14 protein-coding genes are annotated in these 18071 nt (G+C 64.7%); 8 read left to right on the forward strand and 6 right to left on the reverse strand.

Going from position 1 to position 18071, the window contains the following annotated elements; all coding sequences use genetic code 11:
• Positions 1-57: 57 nt before the first annotated feature.
• On the reverse strand, positions 58-1473 hold the full coding sequence (locus AC1RWL_RS13345; RefSeq protein WP_493094975.1) for a helix-turn-helix domain-containing protein: 1416 nt from the start codon (positions 1471-1473) through the stop codon (positions 58-60).
• A 219-nt stretch (positions 1474-1692) separates the two neighbouring features.
• On the opposite strand from AC1RWL_RS13345, the gene aceA reads away from it, so the two are divergent.
• Together aceA and AC1RWL_RS13355 are read left to right on the forward strand one after the other, a co-directional pair.
• A complete protein-coding gene (gene aceA, locus AC1RWL_RS13350; protein ID WP_023516666.1) occupies positions 1693-2982 on the forward strand; it encodes an isocitrate lyase in 1290 nt (429 codons plus the stop codon).
• A 100-nt stretch (positions 2983-3082) separates the two neighbouring features.
• Positions 3083-3322 (forward strand): SMc00767 family acetate metabolism repressor, encoded by a 240-nt coding sequence (locus AC1RWL_RS13355; protein WP_319318536.1) that lies wholly within the window; start codon positions 3083-3085, stop codon positions 3320-3322.
• A gap of 57 nt (positions 3323-3379) precedes the next feature.
• On the opposite strand, the gene AC1RWL_RS13360 is transcribed toward AC1RWL_RS13355, so the two are convergent.
• Positions 3380-4252 (reverse strand): LysR family transcriptional regulator, encoded by an 873-nt coding sequence (locus AC1RWL_RS13360; RefSeq protein ID WP_493094976.1) that lies wholly within the window; start codon positions 4250-4252, stop codon positions 3380-3382.
• A gap of 163 nt (positions 4253-4415) precedes the next feature.
• Here AC1RWL_RS13360 and AC1RWL_RS13365 point away from each other — a divergent pair, with 163 nt between their 5' ends.
• Positions 4416-4583: a hypothetical protein gene (locus AC1RWL_RS13365; RefSeq protein ID WP_435267582.1), complete on the forward strand. Its 168-nt coding sequence runs from the start codon at positions 4416-4418 to the stop codon at positions 4581-4583.
• A 33-nt stretch (positions 4584-4616) separates the two neighbouring features.
• Here AC1RWL_RS13365 and AC1RWL_RS13370 read toward each other — a convergent pair whose 3' ends face one another.
• The 4 genes from AC1RWL_RS13370 to AC1RWL_RS13385 all read right to left on the reverse strand — a co-directional run bounded on the left by AC1RWL_RS13370 (position 4617) and on the right by AC1RWL_RS13385 (position 10852).
• Entirely contained in the window at positions 4617-6464 is a 1848-nt protein-coding gene (locus tag AC1RWL_RS13370) for a methyl-accepting chemotaxis protein (protein ID WP_493094977.1), read from the reverse strand.
• Positions 6465-6609: 145 nt separating this feature from the next.
• The gene (locus AC1RWL_RS13375; RefSeq protein ID WP_435267580.1) at positions 6610-9138 is read right to left on the reverse strand and encodes a methyl-accepting chemotaxis protein; all 2529 of its coding nucleotides are present in this window, start codon (positions 9136-9138) and stop codon (positions 6610-6612) included.
• A gap of 230 nt (positions 9139-9368) precedes the next feature.
• The gene (locus AC1RWL_RS13380; protein WP_256120694.1) at positions 9369-9506 is read right to left on the reverse strand and encodes a hypothetical protein; all 138 of its coding nucleotides are present in this window, start codon (positions 9504-9506) and stop codon (positions 9369-9371) included.
• A gap of 164 nt (positions 9507-9670) precedes the next feature.
• A complete protein-coding gene (locus AC1RWL_RS13385; protein ID WP_493094978.1) occupies positions 9671-10852 on the reverse strand; it encodes a BaiN/RdsA family NAD(P)/FAD-dependent oxidoreductase in 1182 nt (393 codons plus the stop codon).
• Positions 10853-11019: 167 nt separating this feature from the next.
• On the opposite strand from AC1RWL_RS13385, the gene AC1RWL_RS13390 reads away from it, so the two are divergent.
• The 5 genes from AC1RWL_RS13390 (at position 11020) to edd (ending at position 18064) form a co-directional block, all read left to right on the forward strand.
• Positions 11020-12459, forward strand: coding sequence for a glutamine synthetase family protein (locus tag AC1RWL_RS13390; RefSeq protein WP_256120696.1), 1440 nt, complete (start codon positions 11020-11022; stop codon positions 12457-12459).
• Positions 12460-12556: 97 nt separating this feature from the next.
• On the forward strand, positions 12557-13843 hold the full coding sequence (locus tag AC1RWL_RS13395; RefSeq protein WP_493094979.1) for an NAD(P)/FAD-dependent oxidoreductase: 1287 nt from the start codon (positions 12557-12559) through the stop codon (positions 13841-13843).
• Between the two features lie 96 nt (positions 13844-13939).
• Positions 13940-15412, forward strand: a complete 1473-nt coding sequence (zwf, locus tag AC1RWL_RS13400; RefSeq protein WP_256120698.1) for a glucose-6-phosphate dehydrogenase — start codon at positions 13940-13942, stop codon at positions 15410-15412.
• A 9-nt stretch (positions 15413-15421) separates the two neighbouring features.
• Positions 15422-16120: a 6-phosphogluconolactonase gene (gene pgl, locus AC1RWL_RS13405; protein WP_493094980.1), complete on the forward strand. Its 699-nt coding sequence runs from the start codon at positions 15422-15424 to the stop codon at positions 16118-16120.
• Between the two features lie 123 nt (positions 16121-16243).
• A complete protein-coding gene (gene edd, locus AC1RWL_RS13410; RefSeq protein WP_493094981.1) occupies positions 16244-18064 on the forward strand; it encodes a phosphogluconate dehydratase in 1821 nt (606 codons plus the stop codon).
• Positions 18065-18071: the final 7 nt, after the last annotated feature.

Here is an 18071-nt window from a genome sequence, read left to right on the forward strand (position 1 = left end):
TTGTTCCCATTCCTATCATATTTGAAGCCCTATCCGCGGCGGAAATCAAGCGAAAATTCACTGGAAGTCGAAAAGGCTCAATCCCGCAACCATTTCGTCCAGTCCGAGGGGGCGCGTGACGGGCGGTTCGGCGCGCGCCAGACAGCCCTGCCGCTCGCACAACCGACAGGCCGTGCCGACCGCAACCGTGCCGTCCCTGCGTACCGCTTCGGCATAGACCGTCTCTTCCGCATGCGCCGCATCGCAGCCGATGAGCAGTGCCGTGCGGCGCACCCGCTCCGCAAAGGCGCCCTGCGGGCCTTCGAGCGTTCGCGAGACCGTCAGGAAGGCGGCGCCGTCCGGCATCTCGACGCGATCGACTAGGATCTGCCCCGGCTGGGAGAAGGCGGAGTGCACGCCGAGCTTGGGACAGCCGCCGCCGAAGCGCGCCTGCGGAAAGCCTGACGCGCCCGCCCGGCGGAAGCGGTGGCCGGCATTGTCGATCTCCAGCATGAAGAAGGGCACGCCCGGCTTGCCCGGCCTTTGCAACATGGTGAGCCGGTTTGCCGCCTGCTCGTAGGAGACGCCGAAGCGCGAGCGCAGGATATCGACATCGTAGCGCGCGCGCTGCGCCGTCGCGTGAAAGGCCTCGTAGGGCATCATCAGGGCATGCGCCGCATAGCGCGCCAGTTCGAAGCGGGCGATGCGCTTGGCCTCGGCATTCGAGAGGGCGAGCTGATCGAGTTCGGCAAAGATCTCGTCCTGAAGCGCCAGTTGCACCGTTTCCATGGCGATCTCGCGCATCTGGTCGAAGGGCGACAAGCGCTCCGACAGGAAGAGACGCATGGAATGCCGGTCGAAGCGGCGGCGGAGGTTCGGCATGGTGTGCACGGGCAGCAGCCGCACGACGACGCCGTGCTCCTTGCGCAGCCACCCCTTCAGCGCCGCCGCTAGGTCGTCGCCGGGCGCAAGCGCCGCATGAAAGCGCTCCGCCGCCTCATCGATCGCGCCAAAATAGTTCGGGCGGTTCTCCAGCTTGTCACGAACCTCGTCCATCGGCAGCAGCGCGCCGGAGAGTGTGGTCGCATGGCCTTCGCGGGCGAGCAGGTCGGCGAGATCGGTGAGGCGGGCGGCCTGTTCGCGATAGGCGCGGTAGAGTTTCAAAATGCCGCTCGCGACATTCGGCGCGGCATCGGCGATCTCGACAAGCTCATGATCGCCCGGCAATTCGCCGGCGAGCAGCGGATCGGCGAAGACTTCGCGCAGCTGGCGCGCATTGCCGGCGCTTTCGCCCTGAAGCTCGTCGAGGTCCACCTTATAGACGGAGGCGAGCCGCAGCAGGAGCTGCACTGTCAGCGGCCGCTGGTTGCGCTCGATGAGGTTGAGGTAGGACGGCGAGATCGACAGGCCTTCCGCCATGGCCGTCTGGGTGAGGCCGAGCGTGTTGCGGATGCGCCGGACTTTCGGGCCGGCAAAGATCTTGTTCTCCGCCATATGTCACATCCTTTACACGATTGTCCGCTGCTAGAAATTTACAATCTTTACTTTTTTACAGACGCCCCTTGTCAAAGGCAAGACATCGTTACCCGATTACGCCGCTGGTTTTCCGGTTTTCTCTCGCCCTATTGTGCGCTGCGATGTAAATACTGTCACATGAAATCGGGCGACAAAGAGAGCCAAGCCCGATCCCGAGACATCGCATTGGAGGATACTATGACCGATTTTTACAATCTCGTTCCGAGCGCGCCAAAAGGCCGGTTCGACGGCATCGAGCGCCCCTATACGGCCGAGACGGTCGAGAAGCTGCGCGGCTCGGTCCAGATCCGCCATACGCTCGCCGAAAACGGTGCGAACCGCCTCTGGAAGCTCATCCACGAGGAAGATTTCGTCAATGCGCTCGGCGCGCTCTCGGGCAACCAGGCCATGCAGATGGTCCGCGCCGGCCTGAAGGCGATCTACCTGTCCGGCTGGCAGGTCGCCGCCGACGCCAACACGGCCTCTGCCATGTATCCCGACCAGTCGCTCTACCCGGCAAACGCCGCTCCGGAACTTGCCAAGCGCATCAACCGCACGCTGCAGCGCGCCGACCAGATCGAGACCGCGGAAGGCAACGGCCTTTCGGTCGACACCTGGTTTGCCCCGATCGTCGCCGACGCGGAAGCCGGCTTCGGCGGCCCGCTCAACGCCTTCGAGATCATGAAGGCCTTCATCGAGGCTGGCGTCGCCGGCGTTCACTTCGAGGACCAGCTTGCGTCGGAAAAGAAGTGCGGCCATCTCGGCGGCAAGGTTCTGATCCCGACCGCAGCCCATATCCGCAACCTCGACGCAGCGCGCCTTGCCGCCGACGTCATGGGCACCTCGACGCTGGTCGTCGCCCGCACCGATGCCGAGGCCGCGAAGCTTCTCACCTCCGATATCGACGAGCGCGACCAGCCCTTCGTCGACCGGGACAAGGGCCGCACGGTCGAAGGCTTCTACCAGGTCAAGAACGGCATCGAGCCCTGCATTGCGCGTGCCATCGCCTATGCACCGCATTGCGACCTGATCTGGATGGAAACCGGCAAGCCGGACCTCGAACAGGCCCGCAAGTTCGCCGAGGCCGTGCACAAGGCGCATCCGGGCAAGCTGCTCGCCTACAATTGCTCGCCCTCGTTCAACTGGAAGAAGAACCTGGACGACGCGACGATCGCCAAGTTCCAGCGCGAACTGGGTGCGATGGGCTACAAGTTCCAGTTCATCACGCTCGCCGGCTTCCACCAGTTGAACTACGGCATGTTCGAGCTGGCCCGCGGCTACAAGGATCGCCAGATGGCGGCCTATTCGGAGCTGCAGGAAGCGGAATTCGCCGCCGAGATCAACGGCTACACCGCGACCAAGCACCAGCGCGAAGTCGGCACCGGTTACTTCGATGCTGTCTCGATGGCCATTACCGGCGGCCAGTCTTCGACGACCGCCATGCACGAATCGACCGAGCACGAGCAGTTCCGCCCGGCCGCTGAATAACCTGACCCGTCAACCCTTCAAGAACCCCCATAGAGCCCGCATTCCTGCGACGGCAGGTGTACCACCTGCCTGCAAATGCTCAAAAAAGAGGAGAAATGCCATGACAGTCCAGACCCGAGTCAAGGAACGTGCGGAAGAACAGGCATCCGCCATGTCCCCCGACCAGCAGGCCATGATCCGCATGGTCGCCAACGACCTGCACCGCCTCAACCAGTCCGTCATGAAGGCGGTCGAGGCCGGGGTTTCGGTGGAGCTCGTCCGCTCCGCCCGCCACCACGGCGGAGAGGGCAACTGGGGTGACCTGCTGATCCCGGTCATCGTGACGCAGGGTCGCGGCTGACAGGCAAGACATCCAGTCGAAACAAGGTCCCCGGTGCTCCCTGCGCCGGGGACCTTTTTACGTGCGGCTCGGCCGCTTGCCGGCGAAGAGATCGGCGTGGCTGCGGAGCAGCCGGAACAGCCGGTCGGAGACGGTGCGGATATCGCGCCGGTGCCGATCCTCGCTGTTGGTGACGACCCATTGGTGGTGCCGCAGCGCGCGGATCTCCTCGCCTGCCCGCTCCAGCGCCGGGTCGAGATCGCCGACGAAACAGGGCAGCACCGCCTGCCCGGCCCCGGCACGCACGAGATCGAGCAGCGAGCGCGGCCGGCTGACGAGGACGGCAATAGTGCCCGCCGCACGCTCATGCGGCCAGCGCAGGTAGGCGGAGACCGCATCCTCCTGCGACACCGCCAGCCAGCGGCCGGCGAGCGCGTCGCCGGAATTCTTCCGTCGATAGGCCGCATAGGCCACCTCGCCGGCATGCCGGCTGATCAGGCTCGGCTCGGTCGGTTCGACCGCCCGGATGCCGACATCCACCTCGCGGTGGGTCAACGTGGCCCGGCGCTCGGAGATGGACAGGTCGAGGCGGAAGGGGTCGCGCTCGGTGCAGATCGCGGAAAAATTCTCGCAGAGGAGCCACGTCACCCAGGTGCCGGCCATCAGCCGCACGGTGCTAGCCCCCTGCCCCTCCTGCCGCCAGCTTTCCACGCCGCGGGCGATCGCCTCCATGCCCTGTAACTGCTCGAACAGCGCTTGGCCCTCGCTCGTCAGCCGGTAGCCGGTCTGGCTGCGCAGGAAGAGCGGGCGGCCCATCGCCTCCTCCACCTGCAGCACACGCCGGCCGACCGTCGCGGGGCTCAAACCCGAGACCTGCGATGCGCCGGTGAGCCCGCCCTGCCGGGCGACTTCGAGGAAGATGCGGTAGGATTCCCAGGACACGTCTTTCATAAATAAAAAACATAGTGCGATTTCTGCTGTTCGTGAATGCGGATTTGAAGGGTAATTTCCCCTCGTCAAACACGGCGCAGACAGCGCCACCCACGCCATTCACCGCTACGGCGCGCCCCTCCCGGCGCCACGGCCGGCTGTTGCCTAGAAAATGGAGACAGGCATGCAGGATATGTACGGACTCGCGATCCTCTTCGAACTTTCACAGAAGCAGAGCGGCCGCCGCAAACACGAATTCGACCATCTGCGCGAAACCGCGCCGTTGCGTGCCGGCCTGCTGCGGCTGTGGCGCCGCCTGCGTCCTCTCCGAAACACGAAAGGCCCGGCATGACCGGGCCTTTCTGCAACAGGTATGCAGTGCTTATCAGGCCGCGCGCGAAGAGCGCATCGCCTGGGCTTCCCGCTCCCTCTCGAAACGGAACTGGGCGATGAGCGCCATCAGTTCGTCGGCCTGCCCGGCAAGGTGGCGGCTGGCGCCCGTCGTCATTTCCACCATGGAGGCATTCTGCTGGGTCATCTGGTCCATTTGGTTGACGGACCCGTTCACCTCCTGCAACGCGGCCGACTGGTCGCGGCTGGCGGTGGCGATCATCGCGACATGATCGCTGATGCCGACGATCTGCTGGCTGATGGAGGCGAGCACCGCGCCCGTCTGCTGCACGAGGCGCGAACCGGTGCTGACCTCCTGCGTCGATTTGTCGATCAGGCCCTTGATTTCCTTGGCGGCCTCCGCCGACCGCTGGGCAAGCTCCCGCACCTCCTGCGCCACGACCGCAAAACCCTTACCGGCTTCCCCGGCGCGCGCGGCCTCGATGCCGGCATTGAGCGCCAAGAGGTTGGTCTGGAAGGCGATGTCGTCGATCACCTCGATGATCTGCTCGATCTGGCGCGAGGCCTCCTCGATCCGCCCCATCGCCTCGATGGCGCTGGTGACGACCGCGCTGGAATTGTCGGCGCTGGCCTTGGTTTCGGCGACCTTGGTGTTCGCCTCCTGGGCGCGCTCGGCGGACGAGCGCACCGTGACGGTGATCTCGTCGACCGCGGCCGCCGTCTCCTCAAGCGAAGCGGCCTGCGCTTCCGTGCGGCGCGACAGGTCGTCGGCGGAATGGCGCATCTGCGTGCCGCTCGACTGGATCGCTTCCGCATTGCTGCGGATGCTGCCCAGCGTGTCCTGAAGCCGCGCGAGCGAGCCGTTGAAGTCCTGCCGGAGCTGTTCCAGGCGGCCGGAGAACGGCGTGTCGATGGCCTGCGAAAGATCGCCCCGCGCAAGGCGTCCAAGGCCGGCGGCGAGCTCGCTGACGGCAAAATCGATCTGCCGGTCGGTTTCGCGCTTTTCCGCGTCGCTCAGCTCGCGCTCCGCCGCTGCCTGTTCGTCCTGGCGCTGCGCGATGTCCTCCATCTCGATCTTGCGCTGGGCATTCTCGCGGAACACTTCGAGCGCGCGCGCGATCTGGCCGAATTCGTTCGCCTTGTCGCGGCTCGGAATATCCGTGTCGAGGCGCCCTTCGGCAATGCCCCCGACGGCTCCGATCAGCGCGCGCAGCGGCCGCGTCGCCCGCCGGACGGCGAAATAGGCGAGCGCACCGAAGACCAGCATCGACAGCACGCCGGCAAGGATCGCGCGGACCTGAAGGTCATGGATCTTCTGGAAGTAGATCTCCATCGGGATGCCGATGAAAAGGATGCCGACATTGGCGCCGGCGGCGTTCTTGACCGGGAAATAACCGGTCATGAAGTCGCGGCCGAAGAGCTGGGCTGGTCCGAAATAGGGCTCGCCCTTGGCAAGAACCGCCTGTGCGGGATGCTCGGGCGCCAGTTTCGTACCAACGGCCCGCGACCCGTCCTCCTTCTTCACATTCGTCGAGATGCGCACATAGTCGGCGCCCTGCTTGGCGAAAACCGTCGCGACGCCGGCAATCGAGCTGGCCGTGCGATCGACGAGGTCATGGTTGGCAAGCTCCGGCATCGCCTCGCTATGGATCGCCGTGAGCCCGCCATCCTTCAACGCAACGGAGGCGTCTTCGATCGCCGCACCATAGAGAACGGCCATGGCGCGCGTGGCATCCCGCGCATCGTTGGCCGCGTCCTCCAGCACATAGCTGCGCAGGTTGTAGTGCATCACGCCGACGATCACCGCGGCGCTGAGGAAGATGAAGGCAAAGGTCATCGCCGCATACTGATAGGCGACGGAAGATCTGAAAATCCTGATCATGTCGGACTCCTCTTGTCCGCAAATAATAAGAATCAAATATATAAGAAAAGCTGAAAATTCGCTGCAATAACCCATAAGAAACAGGGGTTTTTCAAGCAAAAAGGCCTGGAAATCCAGGCCTTTTCTTGGTTAACGGCAACTCATTCTACGCCGCGCGATAAAGGCCCTGGCCGTCCCGGTCCTCTTCCAGGCGGAACTGCTCGACCAGCATCATCAGCGTGTCGGCTTCGCTGGCGAGCTTGCGGCTGGCGGCGGTCGTCAGGTCCACCATCGAGGCGTTCTGCTGGGTCATCTGGTCCATCTGGTTGACGGAGCCGTTGACCTCCTGAAGCGCTGCCGCCTGATCGCGGCTGGCGGTCGCCATCATCTCCACATGGTGGCTGACGGTGACGATCTGCTGGCTGATCGAGGCCAGCACCGAGCCGGTCTCCTGCACGAGGTGCGATCCCGCGCTGACCTCGCTCGTCGACTTCTCGATGAGGCCCTTGATCTCGCGGGCAGCACTGGCGGACCGCTGGGCAAGTTCGCGAACCTCCTGCGCGACGACGGCAAAACCCTTGCCGGCTTCGCCGGCGCGGGCGGCCTCGATGCCGGCATTCAGCGCCAACAGGTTGGTCTGGAAGGCGATGTCGTCGATCACCTCGATGATCTGCTCGATCTGGCGCGAGGCACCCTCGATGCGGCCCATCGCGGCGATCGCATTGCTGACGACGGAGGCGGAGCTGTCGGCGCTGCGCTTGGTGGCGCCGACGACGACATTCGCCTCATGCGCCCGCTCGGCGGAGGAGCGCACGGTCACCGTGATCTGCTCGACAGCGGCGGCGGTTTCTTCCAGCGACGAGGCCTGCGCCTCGGTGCGCTTGGCAAGCGCATCGCCGGAGCTCAGCATGTCCGCGCCGCTGCGCTGGATCGACAGCGCATTGTTGCGGATCTGGCCGAGCGTGTCCTGAAGGCGCACGAGCGAGATGTTGAAATCCTGCCGAAGCTGTTCGAGGCGGCCGGAAAAGGGCGTGTCGATCTGGCGCGACAGGTCGCCCTGTGCCAGGCGGCCGAGGCCGGCGGCAAGCGCGTTGACGGCGAAGTCGATCTGCCGGTCGAACGCCTGCTTTTCGGCATCGTTGCGGGCGCGTTCGGCTTCCGCGGCGCTGCGCTGCTCCTCGCTTTCCGCCTCGATGCGGATCTTCGACAGTGCGTTCTGCTTGAAGACGCCGAGCGCGCGGGCCATGTCACCGATCTCGTCGCGGCGGCCCTCGCCGGAAATGCCGGTATCGAGGAAGCCATCGGCGAGGCGGCGCATGGCGCCGGTGATCTGGCCGATCGGCCCCTTCAGCGTCAGAACCAGCGCGATGCCGGCCAGCACAGCGATCGCGACGCCGGCGACGGTCGCCAGCACCGAGACCTGGTTTGCCTTTTCGCGCTCGCTGCCGGCGCTGGTCTTCTGCTCCTCGGCGAACTGGCTCAACAGATTCCAGATCGTGTCGATGGACTGGCCGGCAGCGTCGAAGTCGGCGGCGCGCTGCGTGCTGATCGTCACGAGTGTGGCGCTGTCCGCATCCATGCGCTCAAGCACCGGCGCCAGCGTTTCATCGACCGTGTCGAAGAAGGCGAGGCCGCTGGCGCTGCCGCGCAGGCCGCTCATGTCGCTGCGCAGGAGGGAGAGATTGCTGAGCAGCTTGGTGCGATTTTCAACCGATGTCTGGCCGAGGAAGCGGGCGGCGATGATTTCGATGTCATAGATCGAATTGACCAGCTTGCGGGTGGCCGAAAGGATGGCTTCGGATTTGATGATCGGCTCGTCGAGTTCGCCGAAGATGCGGGTCGCCTCGCGCATCTTCTCGCCGGCGGCGCCCTGAAGCTGGATGGCGACCTGGCGGAAGCGGTTGATGCGGCGCGCGATTTCCGGAACGGTGACATCCGCCGGATCGGTCGAGGAGAGGAAACCGCCGAGTTCATCCACCGTGTTGCGGATGGTCGTGGAGACGACCTTCTGGCTCTTCGGCAGGATCATCGAGATGGAACGGTCGGTCTTCGAGATGGAGGGGTAACGCTCCTTGACGAGCTTCAGCTTGTCGTCCGGCGTGGCTGCTTTCGTGAAATCGGAGAGGAAATCGGCGAAGAACTTGCTGGCATTCGTCAGGCGGTCGGCCTCGCGCAGCATGCTCTTGGCGGTGTTCTCGTTCTGGCGCACCGTGCGCTGGAGCTTGGTCGCCTCTTCCAGGATCTTGCCCTGCTCGGCCGCCAGATAATTGAGGTTCTTGCCCATCGCTTCATGCAGCTTCGCCTCGCGAACATAGAGCAGCCAGAGCCCTTCCATGCGCGCTTCGATATCCTTGGTCTGCTTCTGGGCTTCGAGGAGCTTGGAGGCGTCGACATCCGGCGTCAGGCCATCCATCGTCACCCGCAGAAGCGCCACCTGCGCCTTCAGGCGCTCGTTCACCGCGTCGCGGCTTTCCTCGCTGGTGTTCTGCAGGAACCGGTTCATGCCGGCATAGACATCCTTGAAGCCGCTCAGCGACTGGAGGACGCTGTTGGAAATCTCCATCCTGCCTTGCAGGAGGCCCGAGGCGTAAAGCCCGGTAAAGCCCACGGCGCAGATGCTGAGCACGAAGGGCAGAATGAAGACCAGAACCTTTGTCTGGATCTTGAAACGCGCGAGGATCTTATCAATGAACATGGCGGAACATCCGTTGTCGGCGTGTCCCACCCCTGCCCTAAGAGAGCCTCCCAAGGATTCGGACCGCCGGATTACCGACTTTCATGCGGCCGCAATGCCGCTGATCCGGGGGAGCACTCATTGCCAGCCGCGTTGCATCCGTCATGGGACGCGGCTTCCGGAACCCTATCCGGAAATCATCGACGGCAAACTTTAAAATTCCATCACTTTTTAAACCGATTTATGACGGCTCAAAGGGCGGCGATGGCAAGGCCGGCGACAAGGATGGCGGCGAGCGCGCAATTGATGCCGATCGCGACGAGGCGGCGACGGCTTTCCTCGGCGGCAGCAATGGCGATGGCGCGGGCGGGGCGGCTTTTTGCAGGCATGCGGCGATACTCCGTTACGAGATACTACGGGCACCCGGATGATCCGGCCAGCCGGCCCACATCATGTTGTCTCCACGCGAAGGCGCGCGGAAAATGCCGACATCGTGAGAGCATCCGCCGCGAGGTCTTAAAGGACGGTAAACGCCGCCTAGCAGTCCTCGCGATCAGGCGTCCTGGCCGGCCGCGTGGCCGGACGCCCAGGCCCACTGGAAATTATAGCCGCCGAGCCAGCCGGTGACATCCACCGCCTCGCCGATGAAATAGAGCCCCGGCACCGCCTTCGCCGCCATGCTGCGGGAATCGAGTGTTGCTGTATCGACGCCGCCAAGCGTGACTTCGGCCGTGCGATACCCTTCGGAGCCCGGCGGGCGGAAGCGCCAGTCCTTGAGTTTCTGCACCAGCGCATCGGTGCGCCGCGCCGGCTGTTCGGCGAGCGGGCCATCGATGCCGAGTTCGGTGACGACAAGCTGCGCAAGCTTCTTCGGCATGTGCTCGGCAAGCACGGTCTGCACCGCCTGCCGCCCGTTTTCGCGCCGGGCGGCGGCGAGCACGGCGGCGAAATCAACGTCCGGGCGGATGTGGAGCGCGATCTCCTCACCCTCCCGCCAATAGGAGGAGATTTGCAGGATGGCGGGGCCACTTAAGCCCCGATGGGTGAAGAGCGCTGCCTCGCGAAACTCCGTCTTGCCGTGGCTGGCGATGACGTCGACCGCGACGCCGGGCAGGCCCTCATGGGCCGCAAGTGTTGCCGGGTCCAGCATCAGCGGCACGAGGCCGGCGCGGGTTTCCACGAGCGGCAGGCCGAATTGCTCGGCGATGCGGTAGGCAAAGCCCGTCGCGCCCATCTTGGGGATCGACTTGCCGCCGGAGGCCATCACCAGCGAGGCGGCCTCGATGGTGCCGTTCTCCGTGACGATGCGAAAGGACGATCCGTCGTGTTCGACGGCGCTGATGGACGTCGAGAGCCGCAGCTCGGCACCGGCCGCCTTCATCTCGGCGAGCAGCATCGCGATGATGTCCTTCGCCGAGTTGTCGCAAAAGAGCTGGCCGAGCGTCTTCTCGTGCCAGGCGATGCCGTGGCGCTCGACGAGATCGAGGAAATCGCGGGGCGTGTAGCGGGCGAGCGCCGACTTGCAGAAATGCGGATTGGCCGAGAGGAAATTCTTCGGGCCGGCGTGGATATTGGTGAAGTTGCAGCGCCCGCCGCCGGAGATGCGGATCTTTTCGCCGGGTGCGCGGGCATGGTCGAGCACGAGCACGCGGCGCCCGCGTTTGCCCGCTTCGATGGCGCACATCAAACCTGCCGCGCCCGCTCCGATAATGACGACGTCCCGCCGCTCTGCCACGTATAATATCCCCGTTCGCGTTCTCCTTTCGGCCATCCCGGCCGAAAGTCAATCGCTGCGATAAAACAGATTTTCCGCGAAGATTCGCGATTTCTACCCCCCGGGGGGAGCTAGTAAAGGGCCAAACACCGGCTATGATGCGCCATCGTCAACAACCCCGGTGTGTCATGCCGTCCAAAAAAAAAGTCGTTACCCCCACCATCGAGAAAGCCGCACGCTCTACTAAAATCCCTCCCGCCATCAGCGTGCCACGTGGGGTAAAGACCTGGAAGGACGCCGCAGACTGGCTGAGGGCCCGTGGCATCGAGGATATCGAATGCATCACGCCGGACCTCGCAGGCGTGCCGCGCGGCAAGATGATGCCGTCCTCGAAATTCACCTCGAACACCTCGCTGGCGCTGCCGTCGGCGCTCTATCGCCACACGATTTCCGGTGACTATCCGGAAGAGACCGGCAATTTCCGCTACGAGCCGCGCGACAGCGACCTGAAGCTGTTGCCGGATCTGTCCACGCTCTCCGTTGTGCCGTGGGAAAGCGACCCGACCGCGCAGGTCATCTGCGACATCGTCGGCTCGACCGGCGAGAACGTGCCCTATACGCCGCGCAACGTCCTGAAGAACGTCGTGAAGATGTATAGCGATCGCGGCTGGCGCCCGGTCGTCGCACCGGAAATCGAGTTCTATCTCGTCGCGATGAACGAGGACCCGGACTATCCGCTGCATCCGCCGAAGGGCCGCTCCGGCCGCGCCATTCTTGGCGGCCAGGGCTATTCGATCGCCGGCATCAACGAGTTCGACGAACTGATCGACGACATTTACCACTTCTCGGAAAAGCAGGGTCTCGAGATCGACACCCTGATCCACGAGGAAGGTCCCGCACAGCTCGAAATCAACCTGCGCCACGGCGATCCGATCGAGCTTGCCGACCAGGTCTTCCTGTTCAAGCGCACGATCCGCGAGGCGGCGCTGAAACACGGCATCTACGCCACCTTCATGGCCAAGCCCATGCAGGGCCAGGCGGGTTCGGCCATGCATATCCACCAGTCGGTGGTGGAGATCGCGACCGGCAAGAACGTCTTCTCCAATCCGGACGGATCGGCCTCGAAGGAGTTCTTCCACTTCATCGGCGGCATGCAGACCTATGTGCCGAAGACGCTGGTGATGATGGCGCCCTATGTGAACTCCTACCGGCGCCTGACCCCCGAAATGTCGGCACCGGTCAACAATGCCTGGGGCTACGACAACCGCACGACGGCGTTCCGCGTGCCGGTTTCGGATGCCGCCGCACGGCGCGTCGAGAACCGCCTGCCGGGATCGGATGCCAATCCGTACCTGGCGCTGGCGGCCTCGCTCGGCTGCGGCCTGCTCGGCATCATGAACGAGATCGAACCGAGCGAACCCACGGGCGACACCGCCAACGAAGGATCGATCGACCTGCCGCGCGGCCTGCTTGAGGCCGTGTCGCTGCTCGAATCGGACTCGGCGCTTGCCGACGTGCTCAGCGCGGAATTCATCGGCCTTTATGCCGGCGTGAAGCGCGGCGAGTTCGAGACCTTCATGCAGGTGATCAGCCCCTGGGAACGCGAGTTCCTGCTGCTCAACGTCTGAGCGGCCCCGGCGGTCCGGGCCGCCCGACGAGATCAGATCCTGAGAGCGGCCGGCGCCCCGGCGCGCCGCCGCATCCTCTTGAACATGAGAGTGTGCAATGCCCTGGCAAAGCCCGATTTCCCCCGGCGTCTCCTGGTATGAGGCGAGCGTCGGAGACCGTCCCGAATATGCGCCCCTCGACGGTTCCGTCGAGGCCGATGTCGCTATCGTCGGCGGCGGCTTCACCGGCCTCCAGGCCGCCTACAATCTCGCGAAGAAAGGTGTCCGCGTCGTGCTTATCGAGGCGCACCGCTTCGGCGACGGCGCCTCCGGCCGCAATGGCGGCCAGCTCGGCACCGGCCAGCGCACGGACGCGGAGACGCTTGAGGCCGAGATCGGTTTCGAGCGCGCCAAGGCGCTGTTCGACCTTGCGGAGAATGCCAAGCGGCACATCCACGCTTTCGCCGCCAGCCAGAACCTCGACATCGACTATGTTCCCGGCCAGCTGAATGTGAGCCACAAGGCAAGCTACGAGAAGGAGTTTCGCGATCACATCGAGATCGCCGCGACCCGTTTCGGCTATCCGCATCTGAGCTACCTCGACCGGGCACAGACCGAGGAGAGCGTCGGTTCCAAGCGGTTCCTCTTCGGCATGCGCGACACCGGCACAGGCCATATCCACCCGATGAAGCTGCTTGTCGGCATCGCACGGGCGGCGCAGGCTGCCGGTGCGGGCCTGCATGAAAAGACGCCTGCCCTGAAGATCGAGCGGACGGGCGGCAAGGCGGTGATCACGACGGCCAAGGGCACGATCCGCGCCGACAAGGCGCTGATCGCCTGCAACGCCTATATCGGCAATCTCGAAGCGAAGACGGCCTCGCATGTCATGCCGATCCGCTCCTTTATCGGCGCGACGGTGCCGCTCGACAAGTTTCCCGCGATCATTCCGGGCGGCGAATCGATTGCCGATACGCGCTTCGTGGTGCGTTACTTCCGCAAGACCCGTGATGGCCGGCTGCTTTTTGGCGGGCGCGAGGCCTATACGTCGGACAATCCCGCGGACATGACCCCGCCCATCCGCCGGCAGATCGAAGAGGTCTATCCCGAGCTGAAGGGCATCGAGCTCACCCATGCCTGGGGCGGCTCGGTCGGCATCACCATGCCGCGCAAGCCCTATGTGCGCGAGGTCATGCCCGGCATCACGACGATCGGCGGTTATTCCGGCCATGGCGTCATGCTGTCAAACTACTGTGGCAAGCTTTATGCGGAGGACGTGACCGGCGGCAGTGCGGAACTCGACCATCTGAAGGCGCTGAAAATCCCGGCGTTCCCCGGCGGTCCCCGGTTCCGTTCGCCGCTTCTGTTCCTCGCCATGACGTGGTACGCGCTGCGCGACAAGCTCTGATCGAGTCGGAACCGTCGTTTTTGTTGCGTTGCACTCTGGCGTTTTTAAATCGATTAGATTATAACACCCGGCAACAGAACGAGATCGAGAAATCCGATGAGCAGCCAGATCATTCCCGTTGAGCCCTTCGACTATGTCGTCTTCGGCGGAACCGGCGACCTTGCTGAGCGCAAGCTCCTTCCGGCCCTCTACCACCGGCAGCTCGCCGGCCAGCTCTCCGACCCGACGCGCATCATCGGCGCGTCGCGAACCGCCTATACGCACGAGGAATACCGCAAGTTCGCCGTCGCCGCGCTGAAGGAACACCTGAAGCAGGGCGAATTCGACGAGACGGAGGTGAAGACCTTCTGCGACCGGCTGTTCTACGTCGCGGTCGACGCCAAGTCGGACGGTGGCTGGGACAAGCTGAAGGAGCTCCTCGACGAGGGCAAGGATCGCGTGCGCGCCTTCTATCTCGCCGTGGCACCGGCGATCTTCGGCGACATTTCGGAAAAGATCCGCGACCACAAGCTGATCACCAAGCAGACCCGCATCGTCGTCGAGAAGCCGATCGGCCGTGACCTCGCGTCCGCCAACGAACTCAACAACACGATCGGCAAGGTTTTCCGCGAAGAGCAGATCTTCCGCATCGACCACTATCTCGGCAAGGAGACGGTGCAGAACCTGATGGCGCTGCGCTTTGCCAACGCGCTCTACGAGCCGTTGTGGAACTCCGCCCATATCGACCATGTGCAGATCACGGTTGCGGAAGCCGTCGGCCTCGAAAGCCGCGCCGGCTACTACGACAAGGCCGGTGCGCTACGCGACATGGTGCAGAATCACATTCTCCAGCTGCTCTGCCTTGTCGCGATGGAAGTGCCCTCCTCCATGGATGCGGAAGCCGTGCGCGACGAGAAGCTCAAGGTGCTGCGTGCGCTGAAGCCAATCGACCAGTACAATGTCGAGCGCCTGACGGTGCGCGGCCAGTACCGCGCGGGTGCTTCCGCCGGCGGCCCGGTCAAGGGCTATCTCGAAGAACTCGAAGGCGGCGTTTCCAAGACGGAGACCTTCGTCGGCATCAAGGCGGAGATCGGCAACTGGCGCTGGGCGGGCGTGCCCTTCTACATCCGCACCGGCAAGCGGCTTGCCGCGCGCATGTCGGAAATCGTCATCACCTTCAAGCCGATCCCCCATTCGATCTTCGACCCCACGGCCGGCCGCATCGAAGCCAACCAGCTGATCATCCGCCTGCAGCCGGACGAAGGCGTCAAGCAGTCGCTGATGATCAAGGACCCCGGTCCGGGCGGCATGCGGCTGCGCAACGTCTCGCTCGACATGAGCTTTGCCGAAGCCTTCGACGCCCGCAATGCGGATGCCTATGAGCGCCTGCTGCTCGATGTCGTGCGCAACAACCAGACGCTCTTCATGCGCCGCGACGAAGTCGAGGCCGCATGGCGCTGGGTGGACCCGATCCTGAAGGCCTGGGAAGCGACCGGCCAGCAGGTTCAGGGCTACACGGCCGGCACCTGGGGCCCGAGCCAGGCCATCGCCCTCATCGAGCGCGACGGCCGCACCTGGCATGAATCGTAAGGAAGCCTGATGAGCGCAACAGTGCATGAATTTTCCGACGGCACCGCCTTGGCGGAAGGGCTTGCGGACCGGGTTTCCGGTGCGCTGGCCGAGGCCGTCACTTCCCGGGGCCGCGCCAGCATCGCGGTCTCCGGCGGCTCGACGCCGAAAGCCTTCTTCAAGGCCCTGTCGAGCCGCGACATCGACTGGGCGAAGGTGACGATCACGCTCGTCGACGAGCGTTTCGTGCCCGCCGATAATGCGCGCTCGAACCACCTGCTCGTTGCCGACAACCTGCTTCAGGGCAAGGCGCAGGCGGCGCAGTTCCTGCCGCTCTACCGGGACGCCGGCAGCGCGGAACAGGCGGCGGAGATCGTGACGGCGGATGCCGCGGCACTCGGCCATCCCTTCGACGTCGTCATCCTCGGAATGGGCGCGGACGGCCACACGGCCTCGTTCTTCCCGGGCGGCAGCCGCCTTGCCGAGGCGATCTCGCCGGAGACCCCGCGCGGCATCATCACCATGGAGGCAGAAGGTGCCGGCGAACCCCGCCTCACCTTCACCTTCGCCAGCCTTCAGGATGCACGTCTTCTGGTGCTGCATATCGAAGGCCAGGGCAAGATGGACGTTCTGGCCGCTGCCGAAGGCGACGGCCCGGAAACCGACATGCCGATCCGCGCCGTGCTCCGGCGTGCAGCGACCCCGGTCGACGTCTACTGGGCGCCTTGAGGCACCCTGCCGGCTAACCCCGGCTCCACCCGGCGCAAGACGCCGATGATTAGCGGACTGCGCAGCGCCCCCGCTCGCTTTGCCGCGCGAAAAATGCAATCGAGAACAGTCAGGATAGCTCCCATGTCCGCCGACAAACGCATTGAAGCCATCACCGCCCGCATCGTCGAACGCTCGAAGCCGTACCGCCAGCCCTATCTCGACCGCGTGCGCGCCGCCGCCTCGCAGGGCGTACACCGCGCCGTGCTGTCCTGCGGCAACCTCGCGCATGGCTTTGCCGTCTGTTCCCCCGCCGAGAAGGACGCGCTCGCCGGCGACCGCGTCCCGAACCTCGGCATTATTACCTCCTACAACGACATGCTCTCGGCCCACCAGCCGTTCGAGACCTATCCGGCGCTGATCCGCGAGGCTGCGCGTGAAGCCGGCGGCGTGGCGCAGGTCGCGGGCGGCGTGCCGGCCATGTGCGACGGCGTCACTCAGGGCCAGCCGGGCATGGAACTGTCGCTGTTCTCGCGCGACCTCATCGCCATGGCTGCCGGCATCGGGCTGTCGCACAACATGTTCGATTCGGTCGTCTATCTCGGCGTCTGCGACAAGATCGTGCCGGGCCTGACGATCGCGGCGCTGACCTTCGGCCACCTGCCGGCCATCTTCATTCCGGCCGGGCCGATGACCACGGGCCTGCCGAACGACGAGAAGGCCCGCGTGCGCCAGCTCTATGCCGAAGGCAAGGCCGGCCGGGCGGAGCTGCTGGAAGCCGAATCCAAGTCCTATCACGGTCCCGGCACCTGTACCTTCTACGGCACCGCCAATTCCAACCAGATGCTGATGGAGATCATGGGCTTCCACATGCCCGGCGCCTCCTTCATCAATCCCGGCACGCCGCTGCGCGATGCGCTGACCAAGGAAGCCACCAAGCGTGCGCTTGCCATCACCGCGCAGGGCAACGAGTTCACACCGGCCGGCGAGATGATCGACGAACGCTCGATCGTCAACGGCGTGGTCGGCCTGCATGCCACCGGCGGCTCGACGAACCACACGCTGCACCTGCTCGCTATGGCACGCGCCGCCGGCATCCTCCTCACCTGGAAGGACATTTCCGAGCTGTCCGACACGGTGCCGCTGCTTGCCCGCGTCTATCCGAACGGCCTTTCGGACGTGAACCATTTCCACGCGGCCGGCGGCATGGGCTTCCTCATCCAGGAACTCCTGAAGCACGGCATGCTGCACGATGACGTGCGCACGGTCTTCGGCCAGGGCCTGCAAGCCTATACGATCGATCCGAAGCTCAGCGAGACCGGCACGGTGCTGCGCGAACCGGCGCCGAAGGTCAGCCACGACCCGAAGATCCTCGCCAATATCGAGACGCCGTTCCAGGCGACCGGCGGTCTGAAAATGCTGACCGGCAACATCGGCAGCGCGGTCATCAAGATCTCCGCGGTGAAGCCGGAGCGCCATGTCATCGAGGCGCCGGCAAAGGTGTTCCACGACCAGCAGGAACTCAACGTCGCCTTCAAGGCCGGCGAGCTGACGGGCGACTTCATCGCCGTCGTGCGCTTCCAGGGACCGAAGGCCAACGGCATGCCGGAACTGCACAAGCTGACCACCGTGCTCGGCATCCTCCAGGACCGCGGCCAGCGTGTCGCTCTCCTCACCGACGGCCGCATGTCCGGCGCCTCCGGCAAAGTGCCGGCTGCCATCCATGTGACGCCGGAAGCCGTCGACAACGGCCCGATCGGCCGCATCCGCACCGGCGATATCATCCGGCTGGATGCCGCTCACGGCACGATCGAGGTTCTGGTGAATGCCGCCGAGTTCGCCGCCCGCCCGCAGGCGACGGCCGATCTCTCCGGCAACGAATTCGGCATGGGCCGCGAACTTTTCGCGCCCTTCCGCGCGATTGCGGGACCGGCGGACCACGGGGCGAGCGTGTTGTTCGCATAAGATCAGA

The sequence above is a fragment of the Shinella sp. GW821-FHT10F02 genome, from assembly GCF_058809275.1.

Bases quoted from the DNA above. Each gene is read 5' to 3' on its own strand.
- edd (WP_493094981.1), top strand. From the start codon at position 16,244: ATGTCCGCCGACAAACGCATTGAAGCCATCACCGCCCGCATCGTCGAA.
- AC1RWL_RS13375 (WP_435267580.1), bottom strand. From the start codon at position 9,138: ATGTTCATTGATAAGATCCTCGCGCGTTTCAAGATCCAGACAAAGGTT.
- AC1RWL_RS13380 (WP_256120694.1), bottom strand. From the start codon at position 9,506: ATGCCTGCAAAAAGCCGCCCCGCCCGCGCCATCGCCATTGCTGCCGCC.
- pgl (WP_493094980.1), top strand. From the start codon at position 15,422: ATGAGCGCAACAGTGCATGAATTTTCCGACGGCACCGCCTTGGCGGAA.
- AC1RWL_RS13345 (WP_493094975.1), bottom strand. From the start codon at position 1,473: ATGGCGGAGAACAAGATCTTTGCCGGCCCGAAAGTCCGGCGCATCCGC.
- aceA (WP_023516666.1), top strand. From the start codon at position 1,693: ATGACCGATTTTTACAATCTCGTTCCGAGCGCGCCAAAAGGCCGGTTC.
- AC1RWL_RS13365 (WP_435267582.1), top strand. From the start codon at position 4,416: ATGCAGGATATGTACGGACTCGCGATCCTCTTCGAACTTTCACAGAAG.
- zwf (WP_256120698.1), top strand. From the start codon at position 13,940: ATGAGCAGCCAGATCATTCCCGTTGAGCCCTTCGACTATGTCGTCTTC.
- AC1RWL_RS13360 (WP_493094976.1), bottom strand. From the start codon at position 4,252: ATGAAAGACGTGTCCTGGGAATCCTACCGCATCTTCCTCGAAGTCGCC.
- AC1RWL_RS13370 (WP_493094977.1), bottom strand. From the start codon at position 6,464: ATGATCAGGATTTTCAGATCTTCCGTCGCCTATCAGTATGCGGCGATG.
- AC1RWL_RS13355 (WP_319318536.1), top strand. From the start codon at position 3,083: ATGACAGTCCAGACCCGAGTCAAGGAACGTGCGGAAGAACAGGCATCC.
- AC1RWL_RS13395 (WP_493094979.1), top strand. From the start codon at position 12,557: ATGCCCTGGCAAAGCCCGATTTCCCCCGGCGTCTCCTGGTATGAGGCG.
- AC1RWL_RS13390 (WP_256120696.1), top strand. From the start codon at position 11,020: ATGCCGTCCAAAAAAAAAGTCGTTACCCCCACCATCGAGAAAGCCGCA.